At 55.3% G+C, this 20076-nt stretch carries 19 protein-coding genes, 2 tRNA genes and 1 pseudogene; 10 read left to right on the top strand and 12 right to left on the bottom strand.

The features are described from left to right. Nucleotides 1-178: 178 nt before the first annotated feature. Nucleotides 179-253: transfer RNA gene (locus tag PHF39_RS12630), tRNA-Glu, on the bottom strand. A 133-nt stretch (nt 254-386) separates the two neighbouring features. Between PHF39_RS12630 and PHF39_RS12635 the strand changes: the two genes are divergently transcribed. Beyond that, nucleotides 387-1499: a GTP-binding protein gene (locus tag PHF39_RS12635; RefSeq protein ID WP_300224654.1), complete on the top strand. Its 1113-nt coding sequence runs from the start codon at nt 387-389 to the stop codon at nt 1497-1499. A 183-nt stretch (nt 1500-1682) separates the two neighbouring features. Here PHF39_RS12635 and PHF39_RS12640 read toward each other — a convergent pair whose 3' ends face one another. Further along, nucleotides 1683-1811 (bottom strand): hypothetical protein, encoded by a 129-nt coding sequence (locus PHF39_RS12640; RefSeq protein ID WP_300223598.1) that lies wholly within the window; start codon nt 1809-1811, stop codon nt 1683-1685. Nucleotides 1812-1993: 182 nt separating this feature from the next. Beyond that, on the bottom strand, nt 1994-3127 hold the full coding sequence (locus tag PHF39_RS12645; protein WP_300224656.1) for a tRNA (guanine(10)-N(2))-dimethyltransferase: 1134 nt from the start codon (nt 3125-3127) through the stop codon (nt 1994-1996). Between the two features lie 60 nt (nt 3128-3187). On the opposite strand from PHF39_RS12645, the gene PHF39_RS12650 reads away from it, so the two are divergent. The 3 genes from PHF39_RS12650 (at nt 3188) to PHF39_RS12660 (ending at nt 4656) form a co-directional block, all read left to right on the top strand. Then, nucleotides 3188-3262: transfer RNA gene (locus tag PHF39_RS12650), tRNA-Arg, on the top strand. A gap of 53 nt (nt 3263-3315) precedes the next feature. Next, nucleotides 3316-4158, top strand: a complete 843-nt coding sequence (locus tag PHF39_RS12655; RefSeq protein ID WP_300224658.1) for a geranylgeranylglycerol-phosphate geranylgeranyltransferase — start codon at nt 3316-3318, stop codon at nt 4156-4158. 84 nt (nt 4159-4242) lie between these two features. Next, the gene (locus PHF39_RS12660; protein WP_300224684.1) at nt 4243-4656 is read left to right on the top strand and encodes a polymer-forming cytoskeletal protein; all 414 of its coding nucleotides are present in this window, start codon (nt 4243-4245) and stop codon (nt 4654-4656) included. On the opposite strand, the gene PHF39_RS12665 is transcribed toward PHF39_RS12660, so the two are convergent. The 4 genes from PHF39_RS12665 to PHF39_RS12680 are packed head-to-tail and all read right to left on the bottom strand — an operon-like array spanning nt 4621 to nt 8163. Further along, on the bottom strand, nt 4621-5325 hold the full coding sequence (locus tag PHF39_RS12665) for a DUF116 domain-containing protein (protein ID WP_300224659.1): 705 nt from the start codon (nt 5323-5325) through the stop codon (nt 4621-4623). The two genes, PHF39_RS12660 and PHF39_RS12665, sit on opposite strands and share 36 nt — an antisense overlap. A gap of 20 nt (nt 5326-5345) precedes the next feature. Then, on the bottom strand, nt 5346-6389 hold the full coding sequence (gene mtnA, locus PHF39_RS12670; RefSeq protein WP_300224661.1) for an S-methyl-5-thioribose-1-phosphate isomerase: 1044 nt from the start codon (nt 6387-6389) through the stop codon (nt 5346-5348). Beyond that, a complete protein-coding gene (locus PHF39_RS12675) occupies nt 6390-7673 on the bottom strand; it encodes a CoB--CoM heterodisulfide reductase iron-sulfur subunit A family protein (protein WP_300224663.1) in 1284 nt (427 codons plus the stop codon). Next, nucleotides 7666-8163 carry a gamma carbonic anhydrase family protein gene (locus tag PHF39_RS12680; RefSeq protein WP_300224665.1) on the bottom strand — a complete coding sequence of 166 codons (498 nt, stop codon included), beginning with the start codon at nt 8161-8163 and terminating at the stop codon, nt 7666-7668. The genes PHF39_RS12675 and PHF39_RS12680 overlap by 8 nt, the downstream gene beginning before the upstream one ends. 30 nt (nt 8164-8193) lie before the next feature. Between PHF39_RS12680 and PHF39_RS12685 the strand changes: the two genes are divergently transcribed. Continuing rightward, entirely contained in the window at nt 8194-8652 is a 459-nt protein-coding gene (locus tag PHF39_RS12685) for a phosphopantetheine adenylyltransferase (RefSeq protein ID WP_300224667.1), read from the top strand. Between the two features lie 73 nt (nt 8653-8725). On the opposite strand, the gene PHF39_RS12690 is transcribed toward PHF39_RS12685, so the two are convergent. From PHF39_RS12690 to pyrB, 3 genes are all read right to left on the bottom strand, one after another. Then, nucleotides 8726-10993, bottom strand: coding sequence for a PKD domain-containing protein (locus tag PHF39_RS12690; protein ID WP_300224668.1), 2268 nt, complete (start codon nt 10991-10993; stop codon nt 8726-8728). Between the two features lie 189 nt (nt 10994-11182). Beyond that, nucleotides 11183-11656: an aspartate carbamoyltransferase regulatory subunit gene (gene pyrI / locus PHF39_RS12695; RefSeq protein WP_300224670.1), complete on the bottom strand. Its 474-nt coding sequence runs from the start codon at nt 11654-11656 to the stop codon at nt 11183-11185. Continuing rightward, nucleotides 11653-12549: an aspartate carbamoyltransferase gene (gene pyrB, locus PHF39_RS12700; protein WP_300224672.1), complete on the bottom strand. Its 897-nt coding sequence runs from the start codon at nt 12547-12549 to the stop codon at nt 11653-11655. The genes pyrI and pyrB overlap by 4 nt, the downstream gene beginning before the upstream one ends. A 155-nt stretch (nt 12550-12704) precedes the next feature. Here pyrB and PHF39_RS12705 point away from each other — a divergent pair, with 155 nt between their 5' ends. From PHF39_RS12705 to PHF39_RS12715, 3 genes are read left to right on the top strand one after another with little or no spacing between them, the layout of a single operon-like run. After that, nucleotides 12705-13799: a DegT/DnrJ/EryC1/StrS family aminotransferase gene (locus PHF39_RS12705; protein ID WP_300224674.1), complete on the top strand. Its 1095-nt coding sequence runs from the start codon at nt 12705-12707 to the stop codon at nt 13797-13799. Nucleotide 13800: 1 nt separating this feature from the next. Further along, complete coding sequence (locus PHF39_RS12710) at nt 13801-14706, top strand: Gfo/Idh/MocA family oxidoreductase (RefSeq protein WP_300224676.1); 906 nt, start codon at nt 13801-13803, stop codon at nt 14704-14706. Nucleotides 14707-14738: 32 nt separating this feature from the next. After that, on the top strand, nt 14739-16166 hold the full coding sequence (locus PHF39_RS12715; protein WP_300224678.1) for a nucleotide sugar dehydrogenase: 1428 nt from the start codon (nt 14739-14741) through the stop codon (nt 16164-16166). Nucleotides 16167-16194: 28 nt separating this feature from the next. On the opposite strand, the gene PHF39_RS12720 is transcribed toward PHF39_RS12715, so the two are convergent. Beyond that, complete coding sequence (locus PHF39_RS12720; RefSeq protein ID WP_300224680.1) at nt 16195-16698, bottom strand: hypothetical protein; 504 nt, start codon at nt 16696-16698, stop codon at nt 16195-16197. Nucleotides 16699-17213: 515 nt separating this feature from the next. On the opposite strand from PHF39_RS12720, the gene PHF39_RS12725 reads away from it, so the two are divergent. Together PHF39_RS12725 and PHF39_RS12730 are read left to right on the top strand one after the other, a co-directional pair. After that, nucleotides 17214-17414 carry a hypothetical protein gene (locus tag PHF39_RS12725; protein WP_300224681.1) on the top strand — a complete coding sequence of 67 codons (201 nt, stop codon included), beginning with the start codon at nt 17214-17216 and terminating at the stop codon, nt 17412-17414. A 631-nt stretch (nt 17415-18045) separates the two neighbouring features. After that, the gene (locus PHF39_RS12730) at nt 18046-19839 is read left to right on the top strand and encodes a hypothetical protein (RefSeq protein WP_300224682.1); all 1794 of its coding nucleotides are present in this window, start codon (nt 18046-18048) and stop codon (nt 19837-19839) included. A gap of 46 nt (nt 19840-19885) precedes the next feature. On the opposite strand, the pseudogene PHF39_RS12735 reads toward PHF39_RS12730, so the two are convergent. Next, a pseudogene (locus PHF39_RS12735) lies at nt 19886-20076 on the bottom strand (protein-L-isoaspartate carboxylmethyltransferase); the annotation flags it as partial.

Here is a 20076-nt window from a genome sequence, read left to right on the forward strand (position 1 = left end):
TGTCGATAGAATGATCTGCATACTCCGCTTTCTGGCAGTGAAATGCCCGGTCTCGGCTGGTAGGTGCAGGATCAATTCCTTTTCTCATTGCACCGGCGAAATCCGTGTGCATATGGATTAAGCTGACGCTGGGAGAATGCGTTGGAAAACCGTTGGGGATTCTGGTCTGAAAAACGGATGCTGCTATGGGGATTCGAACCCCAGTCGCGAGCGTGAGAGGCTCGCATGATTGGCCGGACTACACTATAGCAGCAAGTTGCCCTCTAATGTGGGCGATGTGGATACTTATAGTTTTTTACGAGGATACGGAACGGTTCTGGCATCGCATGGAGCGCCCCCTTTGCACAATCAACTATATCTCCGTCCTGCGGCGATTACTATAGGCAATGAGTAGTCTTGAAGACCAGATCAAAGAGCTCGAAGACGAGTTAATCAAGACGCCCTACAACAAGGCTACTTCCAAGCATATCGGCCGGGTCAAGGCGAAGATTGCACGGCTGAAAGACGAGGCCGTGAACCGGGCCATGAAGTCCGGGGGCGGCGGGGAAGGGTACAATGTCAAGAAGTCCGGTGACGCGACTGCCGTCCTTGTCGGATTCCCTTCAACGGGTAAGAGCACGCTCCTCAACAAGCTGACCGGCACGGAAAGTGCTGTCGGCGCCTATGCGTTCACAACGCTCACGGTCGTGCCCGGGGCGCTGGAACACAAGGGGGCGAAGATCCAGCTCCTCGATATCCCCGGGCTTATCGCGGGCGCTGCGATGGGCAAGGGCCGGGGAAAGGAAGTCATCGCGGTGGTGCGGAACGCCGACATCATCATCATTCTCGTGGATGTCTTCAACGAGCGGCACTTCGATGTCCTGATCAAGGAACTGTATGATGCCGGCATCCGGATCAATGTCCAGAAGCCGGATATCACCATCAAGAAATCCTCGGTCGGTGGTATCCGGCTCAACGCGGTCGGAACGCTGGACCTTGACATCGAGGAGGTCCGGTCCATCCTTGCCGAGTCCAAGATGATGAACGCCGAGATCCTGATCCGCGGGAACGCCACACAGGATGACCTTATCGATGCCGTGCAGGGCAATCGCGTGTACATCCCGGCCTTCATCGCGGTTAACAAGGTCGACCTCGTGGACAAGGAACGCTACCTGGAGATCGAGCACGATATCGGGGAGCGGTTCAGCAATCCGCCCCTCATGATCTCCGCTGCCGCAGGCTACCACCTGGAAGAACTCAAGGACGCGATCTACGACTGCCTCGGGTTCATGCGCCTGTACCTCAAGCCCCACGGAGGAGAGGCGGACATGGAAGAACCCCTCATCATCCGGAACGGCAGCACGGTCGAGGATGTCTGTAACAAGCTCCACCGGGAGTTTGTCCAAAAGTTCCGGTATGCCCGGATCTGGGGCAAATCCGTCAAGCACCCGGGACAAAGGGTCGGCCTGTCGCACCGGCTCGTTGACAGTGACCTGCTCAGCATCATTGTCGAGCACTGACTTTTTTTCCCGCTATTGAAATCCTGCGTGGTATTGTGTTAGATGAGGATGGAGCCACGGGCGCTCGGGGTCTTCCGACCCTCGCCCCACGAAGAATCCTTCGGATTCTTCTCATCCTCACAGTCTGACGACCGTTCGAACCGTGGAACTTGGCTGTATGCAATCCTTGAAAAAAAATGGGGGTCAAGGGGGCTTGCCCCCTTGGGCTGTCTTCGCAGTCATTGGACTGCGAGACGAGAAGATGTGCGGCATCTTCTCGCCCTCGAAGAATCCTTCGGGTTCTTCTCCTTCCTCATGGCCCTGATGGACCATTCGGACTCCCCCTCTGGGGACCGACCGCAGGGAGGTTGCAGAATGCCACAGGTCGTCAGACCTGCGGCAGGAGAAGGTCGTTGACCGTCTCCTGAATGCATCAGCGTTCTTCGATGAGAGAGGGGGTCACACTCGTAATTCCACTGAGTGCGTTGTGACAAGGATTTCTACAGAGCAATTTTTTACACCATTTCCGTTGTGCGGTCGCCCCGTACCGCATCATAGATCACGGCGAGCGGCGCAGTTGTCCGGATCCCGTACCCGCAGAAGTGCGTCCTGCTGGCCGGGTAGCCGGCAGCAGAAATCCTCTGGAGGACGATATTGATGCCCGGCGGGGAACAGCGCAACCGTTTGGCAATCTCGTGGTAATCGTAAAAGCTCGAGGTCGGCACTTCATCCCGGCTGGTTTGCAGGATTTTCAGCACGTCCTTTTTTGTCCCCAGATCAGCAGAACCAGCTACCTCGATAAGCCGGGACACGATCTCATCCTTCGCGATCTTCCCGAGCCAGAGCGGCCCGATGGGAATGAGCGGTTCGCCGCAGTGAGGGCAGGTGCGTGACACGGAATGGAGTCCCGGCTGTTCCTCGCGGTACGGGCACTTTTTGCACTGGTGGAGAAAGCCGATATGCGAGAGGGTTTCGTCAGCTGCCTTCGGGCCGCGGAGGATGCGGAGGTGGAGCCTTGTGAAATGCTCGCGGGCATAGCAGAAGAGCGGCTCGATCCCCCGGTCGTACTTCACGGTCTCCCGCACGACAAACCCGAGCAGGATCCGGAGCCCCACCTCGCTGTGGTATTCCGTGTTCATCGGCTCGGCACCATACCTGCGGATCCCGGCCTTCAGGTGGGCCCCGCAGAGCGGTGCAGTGTCGGTTGCGGTTACGAAGAGGAACCGGCGGCAGCCCCGGATTGCTGCATCGATCACCCAGGCCGGCGTGCCGAACGGATCGAGGTCCACGGCATCGAAGGACCGTTCCGAGAGCAGGGCATTCATGTCCCGTTCGATGACCTCGATAGGCATCCCCGAGTCGAGGACATTTTTACGGATCAGCTCGATCGCTTTCGGGTCGCGGTCTGCTATCGCAACGGGGATCCCGCATTCGGTTGCCACCCGCAGACCCCGGATGCCGGTAGCCCCCATGGCATCGAGGTATTCTTCAGGCTCAAGAAGCGGGAGGAGGAGCACGGTGATATCCCGGTTCAGCTCCATCCGGCGGTTGAAGAAGATCGGGGCGGAGCCGGGCGGGAACTGTGTCGTGTTGTCCTGTACCGGGATCAGGATCGTTGTTTTTCCCTCAGTTGCCTCCGTCAGATCCATGTGCCGAAGATGTTGCAGCGCGCAAAACTTATACATATTCCCCCGCAATGGATATGGGCAGGGCGAGTGGCTTAGCCCGGACATAGCGTCAGCCTCCTAAGCTGAACGCCGGGGGTTCAAATCCCCCCTCGCCCGTATACAATCCTTTTCGCGCACTTTTTAGTCCGGGACGACCAGAGAATGATCCAATGAGCGCTGCCGGCTTCGTTACGATACTCCGCCCGGTGAATGCCGTTATGGCCGGCGTTGCCGCGGTTATCGCGTATTTCATCGCAACCGGAACTCTCGTCCCCGCGGCACTCCTCCTGTTTGTTGTGGTCACGCTCATCACGGCGGCCGGTAACGTGATCAACGATTACTTCGATGCAGAGATTGACGCGGTCAACCGGTCCGACCGGCCCATTCCCTCCGGCCAGGTTTCGCGGGGTGCTGCACTCTGGTACGCGGTCGCGCTCTTCCTTTCCGGGATCGCATTCTGCCTCTTCACGAACTGGATCTGCATCGCATTTGCCGTCTTCAACTCCCTGCTCCTTGTCCTCTACGCGGCCCGGCTCAAGAGCATCCCGCTTGTCGGGAACATTGCGGTCTCCTACCTCTCGGGGAGCATGTTCCTCTTTGGCGGGGCTTTCGCGGGAATGGACGGGCTCATCCATCTCGTCCCCATCGCAGTCATGACCTTCCTTGCGATGATGGCCCGCGAGCTCATAAAAGACGCAGAGGATGTCGAGGGGGACAAAGCCGGGGGGGCAGTCACGCTCCCGATCATGATCGGCGTGAAGAAGACCGCCCTTACCGCCTTTGTCTTTGTCCTGCTCTCTGCCATCGCAAGCGCAGTCCCTTTCCTGTGGTGGGGTATCCCGTACCTTGTCCTCATCGGGATTGTTGACGTTATCCTTATCGTGGCAGCCATAAAGGCCCTTTCCTGCGACACGCCGGCCTGTGTCCGGCAGTCGAAGGCATCAGCGGCGCTCAAGTACGGCATGTTCGCATCGCTTCTTGTCTTCGTGATCTCAGCTCTCTTTTTCGGGTAGTCACCCCGGCCCGCAGCCCCGCCCCGGGTGGCTCCGAGCAACAAGTTTATCCCCGCACTGGCACCACAGGTAGAAGTGAGAACAATGCCCACGGTGATCCAGAAAGGAACAACCTATTTTGCGCAGAAAGGCTCGTATTTCGAAGGGAACGTCCGGATCGACGGCGACTTCGTTGTCCCGCCCCGCACGCATTTCTGGGGGCGGCTGAATGTCACCGGCACCCTTGAGCTCGGCCCGCGGTCGAGCGTTGCGCTGGATATCACCTGCGGGAGTGCGGTCATCGGGAGCCAGTGCCGGGTCAAGGGGCCGATAGTCTCGCAGGGCGATGTCGTGATCCTCGACAACGCGGTCGTCCACACGGTCCAGGCCGGCGGCCGGGTGATCCTCCGCCCCAACGTCACGGTTGGCGATGTCACAAGCGCGGACGCGATCATCGTCCACGGAAAGATAAAGAGCGGGAATTTAATCGGCAAGAGTATGAAGGTTCTCGGGGACTGACGCCGGGTCGATTCCCAGCGTTGCCACTTCGTAGACATCCGGCCAGTTGACGATCGTCTCCACGCAGCCCTCTTTTAAGGTGACGACGCCCATCACCACGAGGCCCATCTTGTCGGCCATATCGATGCCTTCCTTCACCTCGGCAAGGCAGCCAATCCCGAGAATTGCCTTCGGGCGGTACTTCTTTACCATGCGCTTGATGAAGGACGAACCGGGCACGATGAAGATCCTGTATCCCATATGCTCCAGAAGGGTTTTTGCCTCGCCCACGGTGCACTGGCCGCAGGTTTTACATTTGAGGCCTTCCGGGGTGAGGTTGGCGGGGCACTGGGATGACCGCAGGCACTGGGGCATGAAGATTGCCCGTTCTGCAACCGGGATCGCTGCGAAATTGGCAGCGTTCATGGTGTTTTGGAGCTTGATGAAGAACGAAAGCATCTCCTGGTCTTCGAGGCCGAGGAACCGGAACATGGCCTTCATCAGGCCTTCGAGAAAGACGAGGCCGGCCTTGATGAGTTCCGGCAAGTAGAGTTTCTTCTGCCGTATCGAGTAGATCGAGATGACCACAAGGATAAAGGAGATGATAAGTGCCGAGAGGAAGACGATGACCGTGACCTGGCCGATGAAGAGCATCACGTGGTTCCAGGGGGTGAGGTCAACAAATGCCATCGGGCACTTCCGGTTGTGGTCTAATGGGATGTAGTACGAGATAAGTGTGACCGGGTATCGATGGGCTGGCGGAGCACACGGTTCTCGGTGATGATGGCCGTGACAAGGTCCATGGGGGTTGCATCGAAGGCCGGGTTTTTCACTTTTGCGCCGTCAGGTATATACACCCTGCTGCCCATGGTCGTGACCTCTTCGCGTGCCCGTTCCTCGATCTCGACATCGTGTTCGCTCTTCTCCGGATCGAATGTCGAGAGCGGGGCGGCCACGTAAAATGGGATCCTGTGGTGGCGGGCGCAGATCGCGTGCATGTAGGTGCCGATCTTGTTGAAGACCGCGTCGTGGGTGATCCGGTCCGCCCCGACAACGACAGCGTCTATCTTGCCGGACCTCATGAAGCGGGCGGCCATCGAGTCGGTGATCACGGTCACGTCAATCCCGTCGCGGGCAAGCTCCCATGCCGTGAGGCGTGCTCCCTGCAGGAGCGGCCGCGTCTCGCAGGCGATGACCTTCACGTCTTTTCCAGCCTCGACCGCCGAGCGGATCACGCCCAGTGCCGTCCCCCACGAGGAACAGGCAAGCGCCCCGGCATTGCAATGCGTGAGGACCGTGCACCGGTCCGGGAGCAGGGCGGCGCCGTTCTTCCCGATGGCATGGCAGCAGGCAGTGTCTTCGCGGGCGATTGTATCAGCTTCCCTGAGTGCAATCGTACAGGCCTCATCCGGCTTATCGGCCGTCTTCATCGCCGCCAGTACCCGGTCGATCCCCCAGCCAAGGTTGATGGCAGTCGGGCGGGTTGAACGGATCAGTTCAGCGTCCCGTTTTACCCCTTCCATGAATGCGGGAAATGCATCACTCTTCACGGTGAGTGCTGCAATGGCCACGCCATAACCCCCGGCAACGCCGAGCGCGGGTGCCCCCCGGATCTCCAGCCGCCGGATAGCGGTCGCGAGCCGGTCAATGCTCCGGCACTCGATTATCCTGTATTCTCCCGGCAGGAGCGTCTGCTCGATATAGCAGAGGCAGTTTTTGTCACTATCCCACCAGAGCGTTGGCGAGGTGTCCACTTACTGCCCCACCTTTATCGCGTTGATCCATGCCCGCATTGCCGCCGCCTGCCCCGAGGCCACGCTGTCCGGAATATCCCGGGGAGCTGTTGCCGTTCCGGCTACGTAAATCCCCGGCCGGAGTGTTGTTATTGTATCAACGGCATCGTTCACCGGCCGGATAAATCCGTTCTCTTCGCAGGTGATACCCAGTTTCTCTGCAAGAGCCGGCCCTGCCTCGGCAGGACGGATACCGATCGAGAGGATCACGAGGTCCGGGTGGAGGACCTGGACTTCCCCCGTCTCAGAGTTCTCGACCTGCAGGATCATGCCGCTCTCTTTCCCGTCTGCGAGCACATCGGAGGGCATGCCCCGGAGGAACCGGATACCCAGCGACTTCGCCCGCTCGAAATACTCCTCGTACCCCTTGCCATACGCCCGGATGTCCATGTAACAGATCGTGACATCCGTCTCTTTGTGTTTCTCCTTGATCAGGATCGCGTTCTTTAAGGCCTGCATGCAGCAGACACAGGAGCAGGAGGGGCACCCGATGGTCATGTCGCGGGAGCCCACGCACTGGATGAAGACAATGGACTGGGGCTCCCTGCCGTCGCTCAGCCGTTTGACCTTCCCCCCGGTCGGACCGCCGGCATTGATCATCCGTTCGAGTTCGAGGCTGGTGATGACATCGGGAAGCCGGAGGTAGTTGAAGGGCGTCTTTTTCCTTGCATCGAAGACATCGTAGCCGATTGTGACAATGATACTTGCCGCATCAAGGACAAGTGTCGTCTCCTCGTCCTTTCTCTTTATCGAGCCCGGGCCGCAGACATCGTAACAGAGCCCGCACTCGATACAGTGCTCCTGGTCCTTGACCACAATGTCCGGCACCGCCTGTGCATGCGGCTTGTAAATGGCCTTCCGCACGCCGACCCCGGCATCGAACCGGTTGTATACCTCGACCGGGCAGATCTGGATGCAGTCCCCGCAGCCGGTACAGGTGACCTCATCGATATACCGCGGGTGTTTCTTTATCGTGACCCGGAAGTGACCGGCCTCTCCTTCGATCCGCTCGACCTCGGCACAGGTATGGATGCTGATGTTTTTGTGCCTGGACACGTCCACCATCTTGGGTGAGAGGATGCACATGGAGCAGTCGTTTGTGGGGAAGGTCTTGTCCAGCTGCGCCATGTGGCCTCCGATGGAGGGCTCGCGCTCGACAAGGTCGACGTGGATGCCATGGCCCGCAATATCGAGGGCTGCCTGGATGCCGGCAACCCCGGCACCGATAACAACAATGTTAGCCATGGCGGGCGTACTCTCCGGCGAGTTCGGCATAGGATGCGGCATTCTTCAGGATGTGCTGCTGCTGCTCGTCGCTGGCCTGCTTGACGACTTTTCCGGGAACGCCGACAATAACCGACCGTTCCGGGACATCCATGCCCTCTTTTACCACCGCACCGGCGCCGATAACCGAGCCCTCCCCTATCTTCGCTCCGTTCAGGACGATAGCTCCCATCCCGACAAGGACGCGGTTCCCGATCGTACAACCGTGGAGAATTGCCCCGTGGCCGACCGAAACGTCGCTGCCGATGATGACGGGGAATCCCTTGCTGGTATGGACCACGCAGTTGTCCTGGATATTGGATCGGTCGCCGATCCCGATCCGGTCCCTGTCGGCTCGGATCACGGCGCCAAACCAGATCCCGACGTCCTTTCCCAGCGTGACATCCCCCGTCACGGTTGCATTCCCGGCCTGGAAGAGGGCAACGCCGGAGATTTTCGCATCCATAGCCATAATAACATAGGAAATTAAGAATGGAGGAACATGAAGGTTATGGTAGGGGGTACGTTCGATCCCCTTCATGACGGGCACAAGCGCCTGCTGGACCGCTCGTTCGATCTTGCCGGGAAGGGAGGACATGTTGTGATCGGGCTCACCACGGACACCTTCGCGAGCCGGAAAATCCACCCGATACGCTCGTATACCGACCGGAAAGCCGACCTTGAGGCATATATCCTGTCAAAGGATGACGTTGCCAGCTGGAACATCGAGCCGCTGAACGACCGGTTCGGATCGGCGGTTGACTCCGATTTTGATGCCATTGTGGTCTCCGAAGAGACACTTCCGGTTGCTGTTGAGATCAACAAGGAACGCCGTGGCAAGGGCAGGCAGAAGGTGGACATCCACCAGATCACCTGTGTCCTTGCCGAGGACGGCCACTGGATCTCGAGCACGCGGATCTACCGCGGCGAGATCGATGTCCACGGGCACGTCCTGCACTAAAAGCAGGGCGGACGTTTTTAACAAGAATCTTACCAGGACCAGTCGTCCATCGTCCGACCGGTGAAAAAAGGGATTATTTCCTTGAAACAAGGACTGCACCGATCAGTGCAATGACTGCTGCAAGCAGCGGCACTGCAGCGGAAAGGGGCGCCTGTGTTGTCGGCTTTGCCGCGGGTGCTTCGCCTGTTGCTACAGCGGCCGGGCTTTCGGTGACCGGTGAAGCAGGTCCTTCAGTGGTCACGATTGCGGCTGACGGTGCGGATGTTCCCGTCTTGTAGACAGAGTCAGCCCCGTACTGGTTGGCTACGGTAAGGCTGACATCATAGGAACCCTCGTGGAGGTAAATATGACGGGGGTTCTGTTCCGTGGATGAGGTCCCGTCGCCAAAGTCCCAGCTCCAGGAGGTCGGGTTGTTGGACGAAAGGTCAGTGAACTCGACAATGAACGGGGCCTTGCCGACCTGGCGGTTGGCCTTGAAGTCGGCTACCGGGGAAAGGGTGGTAGAGATGTAGTTGACCTTCGATGTTGTGTCCGATCCGTCCTTGTTAGACGCGGTCAGGGTCACGGTGTAAACACCAAGGGTCGTGTAGGTGTGGGTCGGGTTCTGCTCGGTTGAGCTTGCGCCATCGCCAAAGTCCCACTTCCAGGCAGTCGGTGCGTTCAAGGACTTGTCCGTGAATGCAACTGCCATGGGGGCTCCGCCCTTTGTCCTGTCAGCAACAAAGTCCGCCCGGGGAATGGAGAGAACGGTTATGTACTGGTTCTTTGTGCGGGTGTTGGTCTCGTAAGGATTCGATGCCGTCAGGGTAACATCGTAGACACCGGTTGCCCGGTAGACATGGTCGGGGTTCGGGCCGGTTCCGGTTGTACCATCGCCAAAGTCCCATACCCAGTTGATGGGGTTGCTGGTCGAAAGGTCGGTGAAGCTGACAACCCGTCCAACGCCAACGGTTGTCTTGTCTGCAACAAAGTCAACGGCTGCACCGCCACCGACAGTGATCAGGTCCTTCTTGATCACGGTGTCAGAACCGAAGTTGTTCTTGGCCGTGAGCGTGACGGTGTAGGTGCCTTCCTTCATGTATATGTGGGTCGGCTTCTGTTCCGTGGAGGTTGCACCGTCGCCGAAGTCCCAGGACCAGGAGGTCGGCATGTTTGTCGACTGGTCAATGAACTGAACGGTCTTGGGGACAGAGTACATGGCGTAGGGCGTAGCTACCGGGTAGAAGTCAGCCTTCGGGGGCATTCCGACATTTACATACCCTTTCTTGATTTCGGTGTCCTTTCCGTTCTCGTTCCGTGCGGTGAGCGCAACCGTGTAGATGCCCTTCACCTGGTAGGAGTGGGACGGGTTCTGGACTGTTGATGTTGCCGTGTCGCCAAAGTCCCAGGACCAGGCAGTCGGGGCATGGCCGGACTTGTCCGTGAACTGGACGTTCTCGTTCGGGTTCACCTGGAGGGGTGAGCCGACAAACTCTGCGTCAGGGACGCCGCCGACGTTGACGATCTGGGTTGTTGAGGCAGTCTCTGTGCCGCGGGTGATCGTGAGTTTCACGTTATAGGAACCGGCGGTCGAGAAGGTGTGGGACGGGTGCTGCTCGTTCGAGGTGATACCATCGTCAAATTCCCAGGACCAGGCAGCCGGGCTGCCGGTCGAGCGGTCAGTGAACCGGACCGTGAGGGGTGCCTTTCCGGATGAGGGGAAGGTGTCGAACTTTGCGGCAAGGTCACCAGAAACGGTGATATACTGGTTCCGCATGGCATCCGAGATACCGAACTCATTGGAGACCGTCAGGATGACATTGTAGTTTCCGGCAGTCCAGTAGGTGTGCACCGGGTTCTGCTCGTTTGACCCCTGTCCGTCACCAAAGTCCCAGGTCCACTGGTTCACCTGGCCGGTCGACTGGTCGGTGAATGCAACCGTCATCGGTGCGCCACCGGTGGTGGGGCTGCCGACGAATGCTGCCCTCGGGGGCATGCCAACAGAGATATGGTCTACCTTGATAGCGGTGCTGGTTCCGTAGGCATTCTTCACGGTCAGCTTGACCGTGTAGGTGCCGCGCCTGAGGTAGGTGTGGCTCGGGTTCTGTTCCGTTGACGTGACACCGTCACCAAAGTCCCATTCCCAGGTCATCGGTTTGGAGCCAAGCGATGTATCAACAAAGTCGACTTTCGTGGGGATTGTCGTGAAAGCATAGTGGGCATCGAACTGTGCCACAGGGGCTAATCCGACGGTGATGTACCCTGCTTTCGCGGTATCGGCTGCGGATGCCCCGGGGATTGCCAGGGCCAGGAACAGGACTACCAGTCCTGCGTACAACAAAAATGTCTTGGATCTCATCATGATCACTAACCTGAATTTATCAATGAACAGATATTTAATGCCATCAGTTGGTACTGGTCCAAAAACCAATGGTTATCTGACTAAGCAGCCTTAAGGAAAATACCTTTCTGTCATCTCCCGCGGAAACACCGAAACGCTGGTGGTGGATCTTAAAAAAAAGGGCCACGGGCGCCACGAGAAAAAAGAATGTCAGATGATATGGCTGGGTATGTCGCCGGTTATGACCCAGTCGCAGTAAATGCAGTGGAGTCCCTTCTCCTTCACCGAGAACCTGCTCCGTATCGGTTCGTGCGTGTTGGAGATACACCCGGGGTTCGGGCAGCGGACGAGTCCCTCGATTAACGTTGGCGTTTCAACGCCTTTCTTCTCAAAGACCTTGAAGTTTCGGATGATGTTGATGGTGGCCTTTGGCGAGATGAGGGCAATCCGGTCAACCTCTTCCTTGGAGAGTTCGCGGTTGTTCAGCTTGACGATGTCTTTCTTTCCCATGTTCCTGCTCGGGACATTGGTAGCAATGGAAAGCGCTTCCTGGGTTGTTCCGGTAATTCCGAGAATTTTGACGACATTAAGCGCTTCACCGGGACTGATGTGGTCAATTACGGTCCCGTTCTTGATCCGGCGGACGAGGAGACCTTCGTTCTCCTGGGTTTCATTGTTCTTCATTGCATCACCTGCATCAGCATCGCCATCCGCACCGGGACGCCGTTTCTCGACTGCTCGAAATACTTTGCGTGCGGCATCTCGTCGACCCGGGGATCGATCTCGTCAACCCGCGGGAGAGGGTGGAGGACGATCAGGTGCTTCTTTGCATCCGCGAGGAGTTCCGGCGTGATACGGTAACTCGATGCAACATTGAAGTAGGATGCCGAATCGGGGAACCGCTCGCGCTGGACCCGTGTCACGTACAGGACATCCACTTCGGGAATGATGTCGGTGATATTCTCATGGGCGATGATCTCCATCCCCTGCTCCTCCAGTCGCGCATAGAGCGTCTCGGGTAGTTCGAGTCCCCGGGGGCAGAGCGTGTGGAGTCGTGCGTTGTACAGCGAGAGGGCGGAGGCAAGGGAGTGTGCAGTCCTCCCGTAGCGCAGGTCGCCGATAAGCGCGATGTCGATGCCGTCGATGGGCATGGACTGGCGGATGGTGTACAGGTCAAGGAGGGTCTGGGACGGGTGCTGGCCGGCCCCATCGCCGGCGTTGATGACCGGGACCGTGGAGAATTCAGAGGCAAGGCGCGCTGCTCCTTCTTTCGGGTGCCGGATAACGATTGCATCCGCGTACCCGCTCACGACCCGGATAGTGTCGGCAAGGGTTTCGCCTTTTGCAATGGAACAGGCTTCGACACTCCCTACCGAGAGGGAGGTGCCACCAAGGCGCGCAATGGCGGACTCAAACGAGAGCCGTGTCCGCGTGCTGGGCTCAAAGAAGAGGACGGCAAGGATCTTTCCTTCGAGTGCATGGGAATCAAACTGTTTCCCGTCAATCCGGTCTGCATGGTCAAGCAGGCTGTCGATCCATTCACGGTCAAAATCCCCGATTGATATGATGTGGCGCACCGCAGCTCCTCCTGTTGTCTTCCGGATCAGTATATTTTTCTCATGCCCTAATTACCTATCCTTCGCCCCCGCCATACCTTTTGCCGACAGGAATGCTATTAACGAATGGTTACGCATTTTGTATCAGTATCTGTACCATTGTGCGGGGTTTCACCGTGGATTTCATACCGGTTGCACGGCCTGTCCTGGGCTATGAGGAGATTTCGGCAGTCACTGCGGTGCTCGAATCGGGCATGCTGGCGTCAGGGAGCAGGGTTGCGGAATTCGAGAAGCAGTTTGCAGGATTCTGCGGCGTTTCCCACGCGGTAGCCGTGAACAACGGGACGGCCGCCCTCCATGCCGCATTGCTGGCAGCCGGTGTTGGGCCGGGCGACGAGGTCATTGTCCCGGCCTTTACGTTCTATGCAACGGCATCGTCGGTGCTGATGTGCGGCGCCACACCGGTATTTGCCGATGTCGATGACCGGTCGTTCGTGGTCGTGCCGGGGGAGATCGAGAAGAGAATAACGCCGCGGACAAAGGCCGTCATCGGTGTCCATCTCTTTGGTCTCCCGTTCGATGTCCCTGCGGTCCAGGAGATCTGCCAGCGGAAAAACCTGGTCCTGATCGAGGATGCGGCACAGGCGCATGGTGCCGTCCTGAACAAAAAGACTGTTGGCTCATTCGGTGACCTTGCCTGCTTCTCGTTCTATGCAACAAAGAACATGATCACCGGGGAAGGCGGGATGGTGACGACCGGTGATAAGGGACTTGCCGACAGGCTGCGGCTGGTCATCAACCATGGCCAGAGCGAAAAATATCTCCATACCTGCCTGGGATACAACTACCGCATGACGGACATTTCTGCTGCAATCGGCCTCGCCCAGCTCAAAAGGATCGGCGAATTCAATGAATCGCGGCGGAAGAATGCGGCCTTCCTCAGCAGCCATATCCGTGCGAAGGGGCTCGTCACTCCCGCCGAATTCCCCGGGACAAAGCCGGTCTTCCACCAGTACGTTATCCGGGTCACAAAAGACTTCCCGATGAGCAGGGCGACATTCATGGATTACCTGAAAGAGAACAATATCGGGAGCGCGATCCATTACCCGGTCCCGCTCCACCGTCAGCCGGTTTTCAATCTTAAGAATGAGCCGGATCCCTGTCCGGTATCGACACGGCTTGCCGGAGAGGTACTGAGCCTTCCCGTCCACCCCTCTCTCACCGGGGAACAGCTGGCATATATCTGTGAAACGATCAACCGGGTGAAGTAAGATGGATGTCGGTATCATCGGTGTCGGAACCATGGGAAAGAACCATGTCCGGGTCTGTTCCGAGCTCAAGAGCATTGACCGGGTCTTAGTCTATGATCTCAACAGTGCTGCCGCGCAGGCCGTCGGTGAACAGCACGGGGCCCGGGTCTGTGCCACCATGGACGAACTCCTGGCTCATGCGGATGCAGTCAGTGTCTGCGTGCCAACGCAGTTTCATGCAGCAACCGTTCGCCAGGTCTTCTCTGCAAAGAAGCATGTGCTGATCGAGAAGCCGATCTGTGCTTCCGCAAAAGAGGCCATTGATCTGATGAAGTCGGCCCCCTCCGGAATTACCCTCGGAGTAGGCCATATCGAGCGCTTCAACCCGGTGGTAAGCGAGATCCGGAAGATCGTTGACAAACCTCTCTATATCGAGATGAAGCGGCATAATCCGGCATCGGCCCGGTTTGCGGGCGGCACAGTAGTGGAAGACCTGATGATCCACGATATCGACATCCTCTTGAACCTCCTCTGTCACCCGACTACTATTCACAGCGCCGGGACTCCCGATGTCTGCAGTGTGCTCATGAAGTGCGGGAATGTCCCGGTTGCGCTCTCGGCAAGCCGGAAGGCCTCGAAGAAGATCCGGATGATCTACGTGGAGCAGGAAGACTGCACCATCGAAGGCGATTTCATGACGCAGGAGGTCACCATCTACCGGAAGCCGGGCCAGTACCAGTTCGAGGCCGAGCGGTACGTGCAGGAGAATATCATCGAGAAGGTGATGGTGAACAAGCTCGAGCCCTTAAAGCGCGAACTCTCCATGTTTGTCGACTGCGCCCGCGAAGGAACACCCTTCCCCGTTACTCCCGACCAGGCAATCGACAACCTCAGGGTGTGCGAGCAGATCCTCTCCGGGATAGCCTGACGATTAATAGGAACAAACGTACGGGTGAAGTGATGCTCTCGGATGTTATCAGGAAACGCGGCCCGATAAAAAAGATCGGCGTCCTTGGCATGGGATATGTAGGTATTCCGGCAGCGGCACTCTTTGCTGATGTCCCGCACTTCGAATCGGTGTACGGGTTCCAGCGCGATTCCCCGTCATCGGGCTACAAGATTGCGATGCTCAACCGCGGCGAGAGCCCGCTGAAAGGCGAGGAGCCAGGCCTTGAAGAACTACTGAAGAAGGTCGCTCGCGCAGGGAAGTTTTCCTGTACCTCTGATTTCTCGAAGATACGGGAACTGGATGCCGTAACGCTCTCCATCCAGACCCCGTTTTTGAACAAGGAGGACCTGCTGCCAGACTTCTCTGCGCTCTTCGAAGGCATCCGGAACGTGGGCCACAACCTCAGTCCCGGTATGTTGGTCGTGCTCGAATCGACCATCACCCCGGGGACGACAAACGGCGTTGCCCGCGAACTGCTGGAGAAGGAGTCCGGCCTTGTTGCCGGGAAGGACTTTGCCCTTGCCCATGCTCCGGAGCGGGTGATGGTTGGCCGGCTCCTGCGGAACATCCGGGAGCACGACCGGATTGTCGGCGGCATCGATGAAACCAGCACGCAGCGGGCAACGGAACTCTACTCCCCGGTCCTGACTGTTGGGAAGGTTATCCCCATGACCGCAACCGCAGCTGAGGTCACGAAAACGGCGGAGAACACCTTCCGCGATCTCCAGATCGCTGCCATCAACGAACTCGCCCTCTACTGCGAAGCAATGGGGATTAACGTCTACGATGTCCGGACCGGCATTGACAGCCTCAAGGGTGAGGGGATCACGAGAGCAATGCTCTGGCCGGGTGCCGGTGTCGGCGGCCACTGCCTCACTAAGGATACCTACCATCTCGAACGCGGCGTGCAGGTACTCGGAAAGGACGAGCTTGACTTCCCGAAGGGCGAGCCCTCCCTCTACGTTCTCGCCCGGCGGATCAACGACTTCATGCCCACCCACATGTTCCGTCTGACAAAGGATGCGCTTGCCCGGGCCGGCACGCCGCTGAAGGGAGCGAAGATCGCGCTCCTCGGCTGGTCGTTCCTTGCGAATTCCGACGACACGCGCAATACTCCGGCCGAGCCCTACCGTGACCTGCTCGTTGCGGAAGGAGCAAAGGTCAGCGTTCACGACCCGTATGTTGCGGAGTATCCGGGCGTGGCGATGGTCCCCTTTGTTGAAGCGGCGCTGGAAGGAGCGGATGCTGTCGTGATCTTTGCCAGCCACCACCAGTACCGGACGCTTGACGCAAAGGTGATCCGGAGCCTGTCCGGGAAGAAGCACCCGGCGATTGTCGACGGGCGGAACCTTGTTGATCCGGATGCGTACATCCGCGAGGGGTTCATCTACAAGGGGATCGGGCGCGGGGATAAGAACTCGCACGCGATTGTGGAGTAACCCCAACCCTTGTTTTCACCTGACAGGTTCACGCCAGTTCCGGTACCGTGCCCGCCCATTTCTCCACGGTTTTCAGGATTGCATCGTCCGTGTAGGATGAGACCGTAATCTTTTCCCGGGTAAGGCTCACGAAATAAAGTTCGCCCGATGGGTCGTGACATTTCAGGATGGCTGAGAAGAGGTCGGCATCCGGATGGTGCACGATCTTCCCGCGGTGGGCGGCGATGTTGGCGAGGCTCGTGATCATAGCTGCTTTCCCGATCTCGTACCCTTCAACCGAATCGTACACTTCGGAACTGGCGCCCACCTGTTTCCCTTTTACATCGAGATATACGAACTTGGCCGTATAGCGTTCTCGGATCGCTTTCACCGGTGGATGCACTCTCCTCACGGTATGATATGAAGTGCACCCGAACGGATTTTCGATGGAAATCTTCCGGATAATCGAGGCAAACGTTCGGATATCCGGAATCGGGCGCTTCAGCCGCCGCGATGCGCTGCGGGTGCCGGGGCGTATGCGGAAACGGGTCATAGTACAATCTTCCTGAGTATGGGAATGAGCGGGTGCAATAAAATGTTGGTGGTTCGTGTTGGGGGTCGTGTAGGTACAAAGTGTACTGTAGCGCAATTGCTGGTTTGGCTGACGATTTTTCCTAGTTGATGATAATGTCTCTCGAAAATATGCAGTTTTTTCTACGCTCTTGCAGGGTTGATTTGCGTGGGTGAATGCGGGGCCAGATCAGTTTGTACCCATGCGACCCACAACATGTCTTGAGAATTTTTAAGGGAATTTTGTTAGTTTTACTTCTGAGTTGTATGAAAATCTTTGTGTGGTTGGTTGTAGGGGGTCACGTGGGTACAGAAAAATAACACCTGTGATGACGGAGTCATTCCCGAGCTACCGTTATGAATGAGCCTCAGTCTGTTGTCAGAATTAATTGAGTGTAGGAGAGAAGAACGAAGTCGAATAATGATTAGTTGTATATAATGATGGCAATATTTTTACCTGTAAAGGTTTTAAACATTTACAGTGTTTACATCATGATCATGCCAGCGCTGAAGCGTTTGCCGGTCTCTGAAAAGATCTGGAAGGAACTCGGGGCCATGAAAGGAGCAGGCCAGACCTATGATGATCTTCTTGGGGAACTCATTGAGCGGGCGAAGAAGGCACGGCTCGAAGAAGACCTGCTGGTCTGGGAAAACACTCCCGATTCGGAATATGTGCCGCTCTCGGAGATTAAGGATTGACTTTTCTCGTTAAAGTCCGGAACACTGTAATCCATTTTATCAATTCGGTACCGGAAAAGTCACAGAGGATTATCACCGAGGCTCTGGCCCGCCTTGAAGACGATCCGTTTCCCGGCAGCGGAGGAAACAAGGAACGTATCAACCTGCGAAAGGGCCGAGAGGTGTACCGGATGCACATTGCACGGAAGTTCACGGTATTCTATTCCGTGGATTTACCGAATAAAATTGTCAGAGTTCATGAAATTCTAACCATCGAACAGGCACACAAGAAGTACGGCCGGCTCTAGGCTGCAGGCCGAGCTTCCCTACTCTTATTACGATGCTTGCAGCCGCGGTCGAAGGCTGAAGCCTTCTTCAGGCAATCCTCGCTGATGCGACGATTGCCTCCCCGCAGGGGCGCACCCGCGGCGGCCTCACGGACGTTTTTCTATCGCATGAACAGATAAGTGCGTAGCGCAAAACCCAACAGGTGTTTTGCGCGTATGGAATCGTAATAATGAGTGAAATGTTTCACCCCTCATCAAGATCTCAAAAAAGTAAAATAATGCATGATATATCAATTTAATTATTAAAGCGGTGTAACACAATCGATTATTCGAACCATAATTTATTTGTTTGATATGAGGTTTTGATGCAAGAAATTGATGTTTTTCTTTCAGCATTTGAGAGTAGGGATGCCATTGGTATCGGTGTAATTATCGTATTATTTCTTATTGCAGGATATCGAGGGTTTAAGGATTTTCACTTTTTATCGCATCCACGTTATCGAATTAAAGCAATCATTGGAGCCGGCATATTTTTTGTAACCTTATTTGTATGGTCGATGAGATGGATTTCTGATTTTACCTTCTTCATCCTGCTCCTCCTTTGGGTAGAAATTTTGCTATTAATGATTCTCTCCTTGAAAAAGATCATATGGCCGTTTTCGCATATTTTCAGTAAAATTTTGTTATCTATAAAAGCCGGAGATGACGAACGCGCAAAAAATTTGCTATCTTGTTACAGTTGGTTCTGCATAGATCCATTGATGCAATACGAATGGCGTCTACTTTGTGCACGAAACCATCTGATAAAAGAAAATCCAAAAAAAGCATTTGAAACAATCCTATCTTTTGATGAAAAATATCTGTTTGAGGAAGAGAAAGCATCCTTTAATCTTACAAAGGCAGAGTATTTCGTACTGTTGGGAAATTATAAGGGTGCGTTGGAAGTACTTTTTAATTTAAAAAATGTTGAAGGAGATCTTATTTTAAGACGGGCACATGCAATTGCTATTTGTTATGAGATGAGGGGAGATATCGCTGCAGCCTCAGATACTCTTATCTCTGCCATATCATCTTTTACAAATTCATCAAGTGAATCGTTGCCACCTATCTTTAATGATCTAGGCCAAATGCGGAAACTTGAGGGTAATAGTGCTGAGGCTTTTCATTATTATGAAAAAGCTGCCCACTCCGCTGTTGCAGCAGGGAGTAAGCATCTCCTTCATGTTAGTTATCAAAACCTGATTGAAAGTAATGCATTAGAGGGGGATTTTACAACTGCGGAGAAGTGGATTGACGATTATCGTACCCATATATATTTCACCAATGTCAATGATTTGCTAGAGTTTTTTAATTTACAGTTAGCGTATTACCGACAAAAAAGCGATAAGGACAAAATCATTTTGATTCTTGAAAAGGGTCGCTCTGCCTTATACTCGAAATTGACGGATCGTCAGAAAATAAAATATGATATTGATGAATTACGTATTCGTTGGAATTCGCAACTCCTAAAGCCTTCATACCTTACACACATTGAACAACAATTCGATAAATATCTCCAATTAGATCTCACCTTAAGATATTATTCATTGAACGAAATTAATCGAGTTTTAAGAGAATTAAAAATATCTGGTCAATTGGGGATTTTTATAGCCTTTCATGAGCGGGTTATTTCTCATCTTAATGGAATGGAAAGTGAAATCGAAAAACATCTCTTATCCTTGCCTGAGTTTTGTGTCGACGAGAAATGTTATTGGGTAAAAGAATTAATGGCCCTCCAAAAAAATAATCCCAATAATTATAATCACGAAAAAGTCCTCAAAAGCTTGATTGACTTAAAAGAAAGCCGGATGAAATATGGAAATTATTTGGCCGGTTTAGATGCTGGACTGGATATTTGTGATGAGGCGATGTATCAGCAGAAAAAATTGATTGTAACCAACTATCTTCAGCAAACCCTCAAAGAAATTGCGACGTTACCGGTGTATTCAATCAGATCAGAATGGTATATTCGTATTGCTCGATATGCCTATGATGTTGGACAGACGAGATGTGCCAACGAGATGTTTAACAATTTTTTAAGATCAAATGTGAGCATCGACCACTTTGCTTTTTGGATAAAGGGATACCATGATTTTTTGTCGACACATTTAATCCCTTAGAATAATCAGCCCAATTGTATTCAAAAGGGTGATTGCGAGGAATCCCTTATTTCCTCGCGATCGTCACATACCCCGAGTGACACACTGACGTCGAAGGCCGCGTCCCCCTTTTCGACCGGGTCATCTCCCGCTCGATCAGTTCGTGGGTGTGGACTTCCGCAAACTTCTCTGAAGCAGCGTCGACCACGATTGCCATCTGTTCCAGAAAGGGCGTGTAGCACGCAAGGTATCCTCCGG

Source organism: Methanoregula sp., assembly GCF_028712425.1.
In the GTDB taxonomy this organism is placed as follows: Archaea; Halobacteriota; Methanomicrobia; order Methanomicrobiales; family Methanospirillaceae; genus Methanoregula.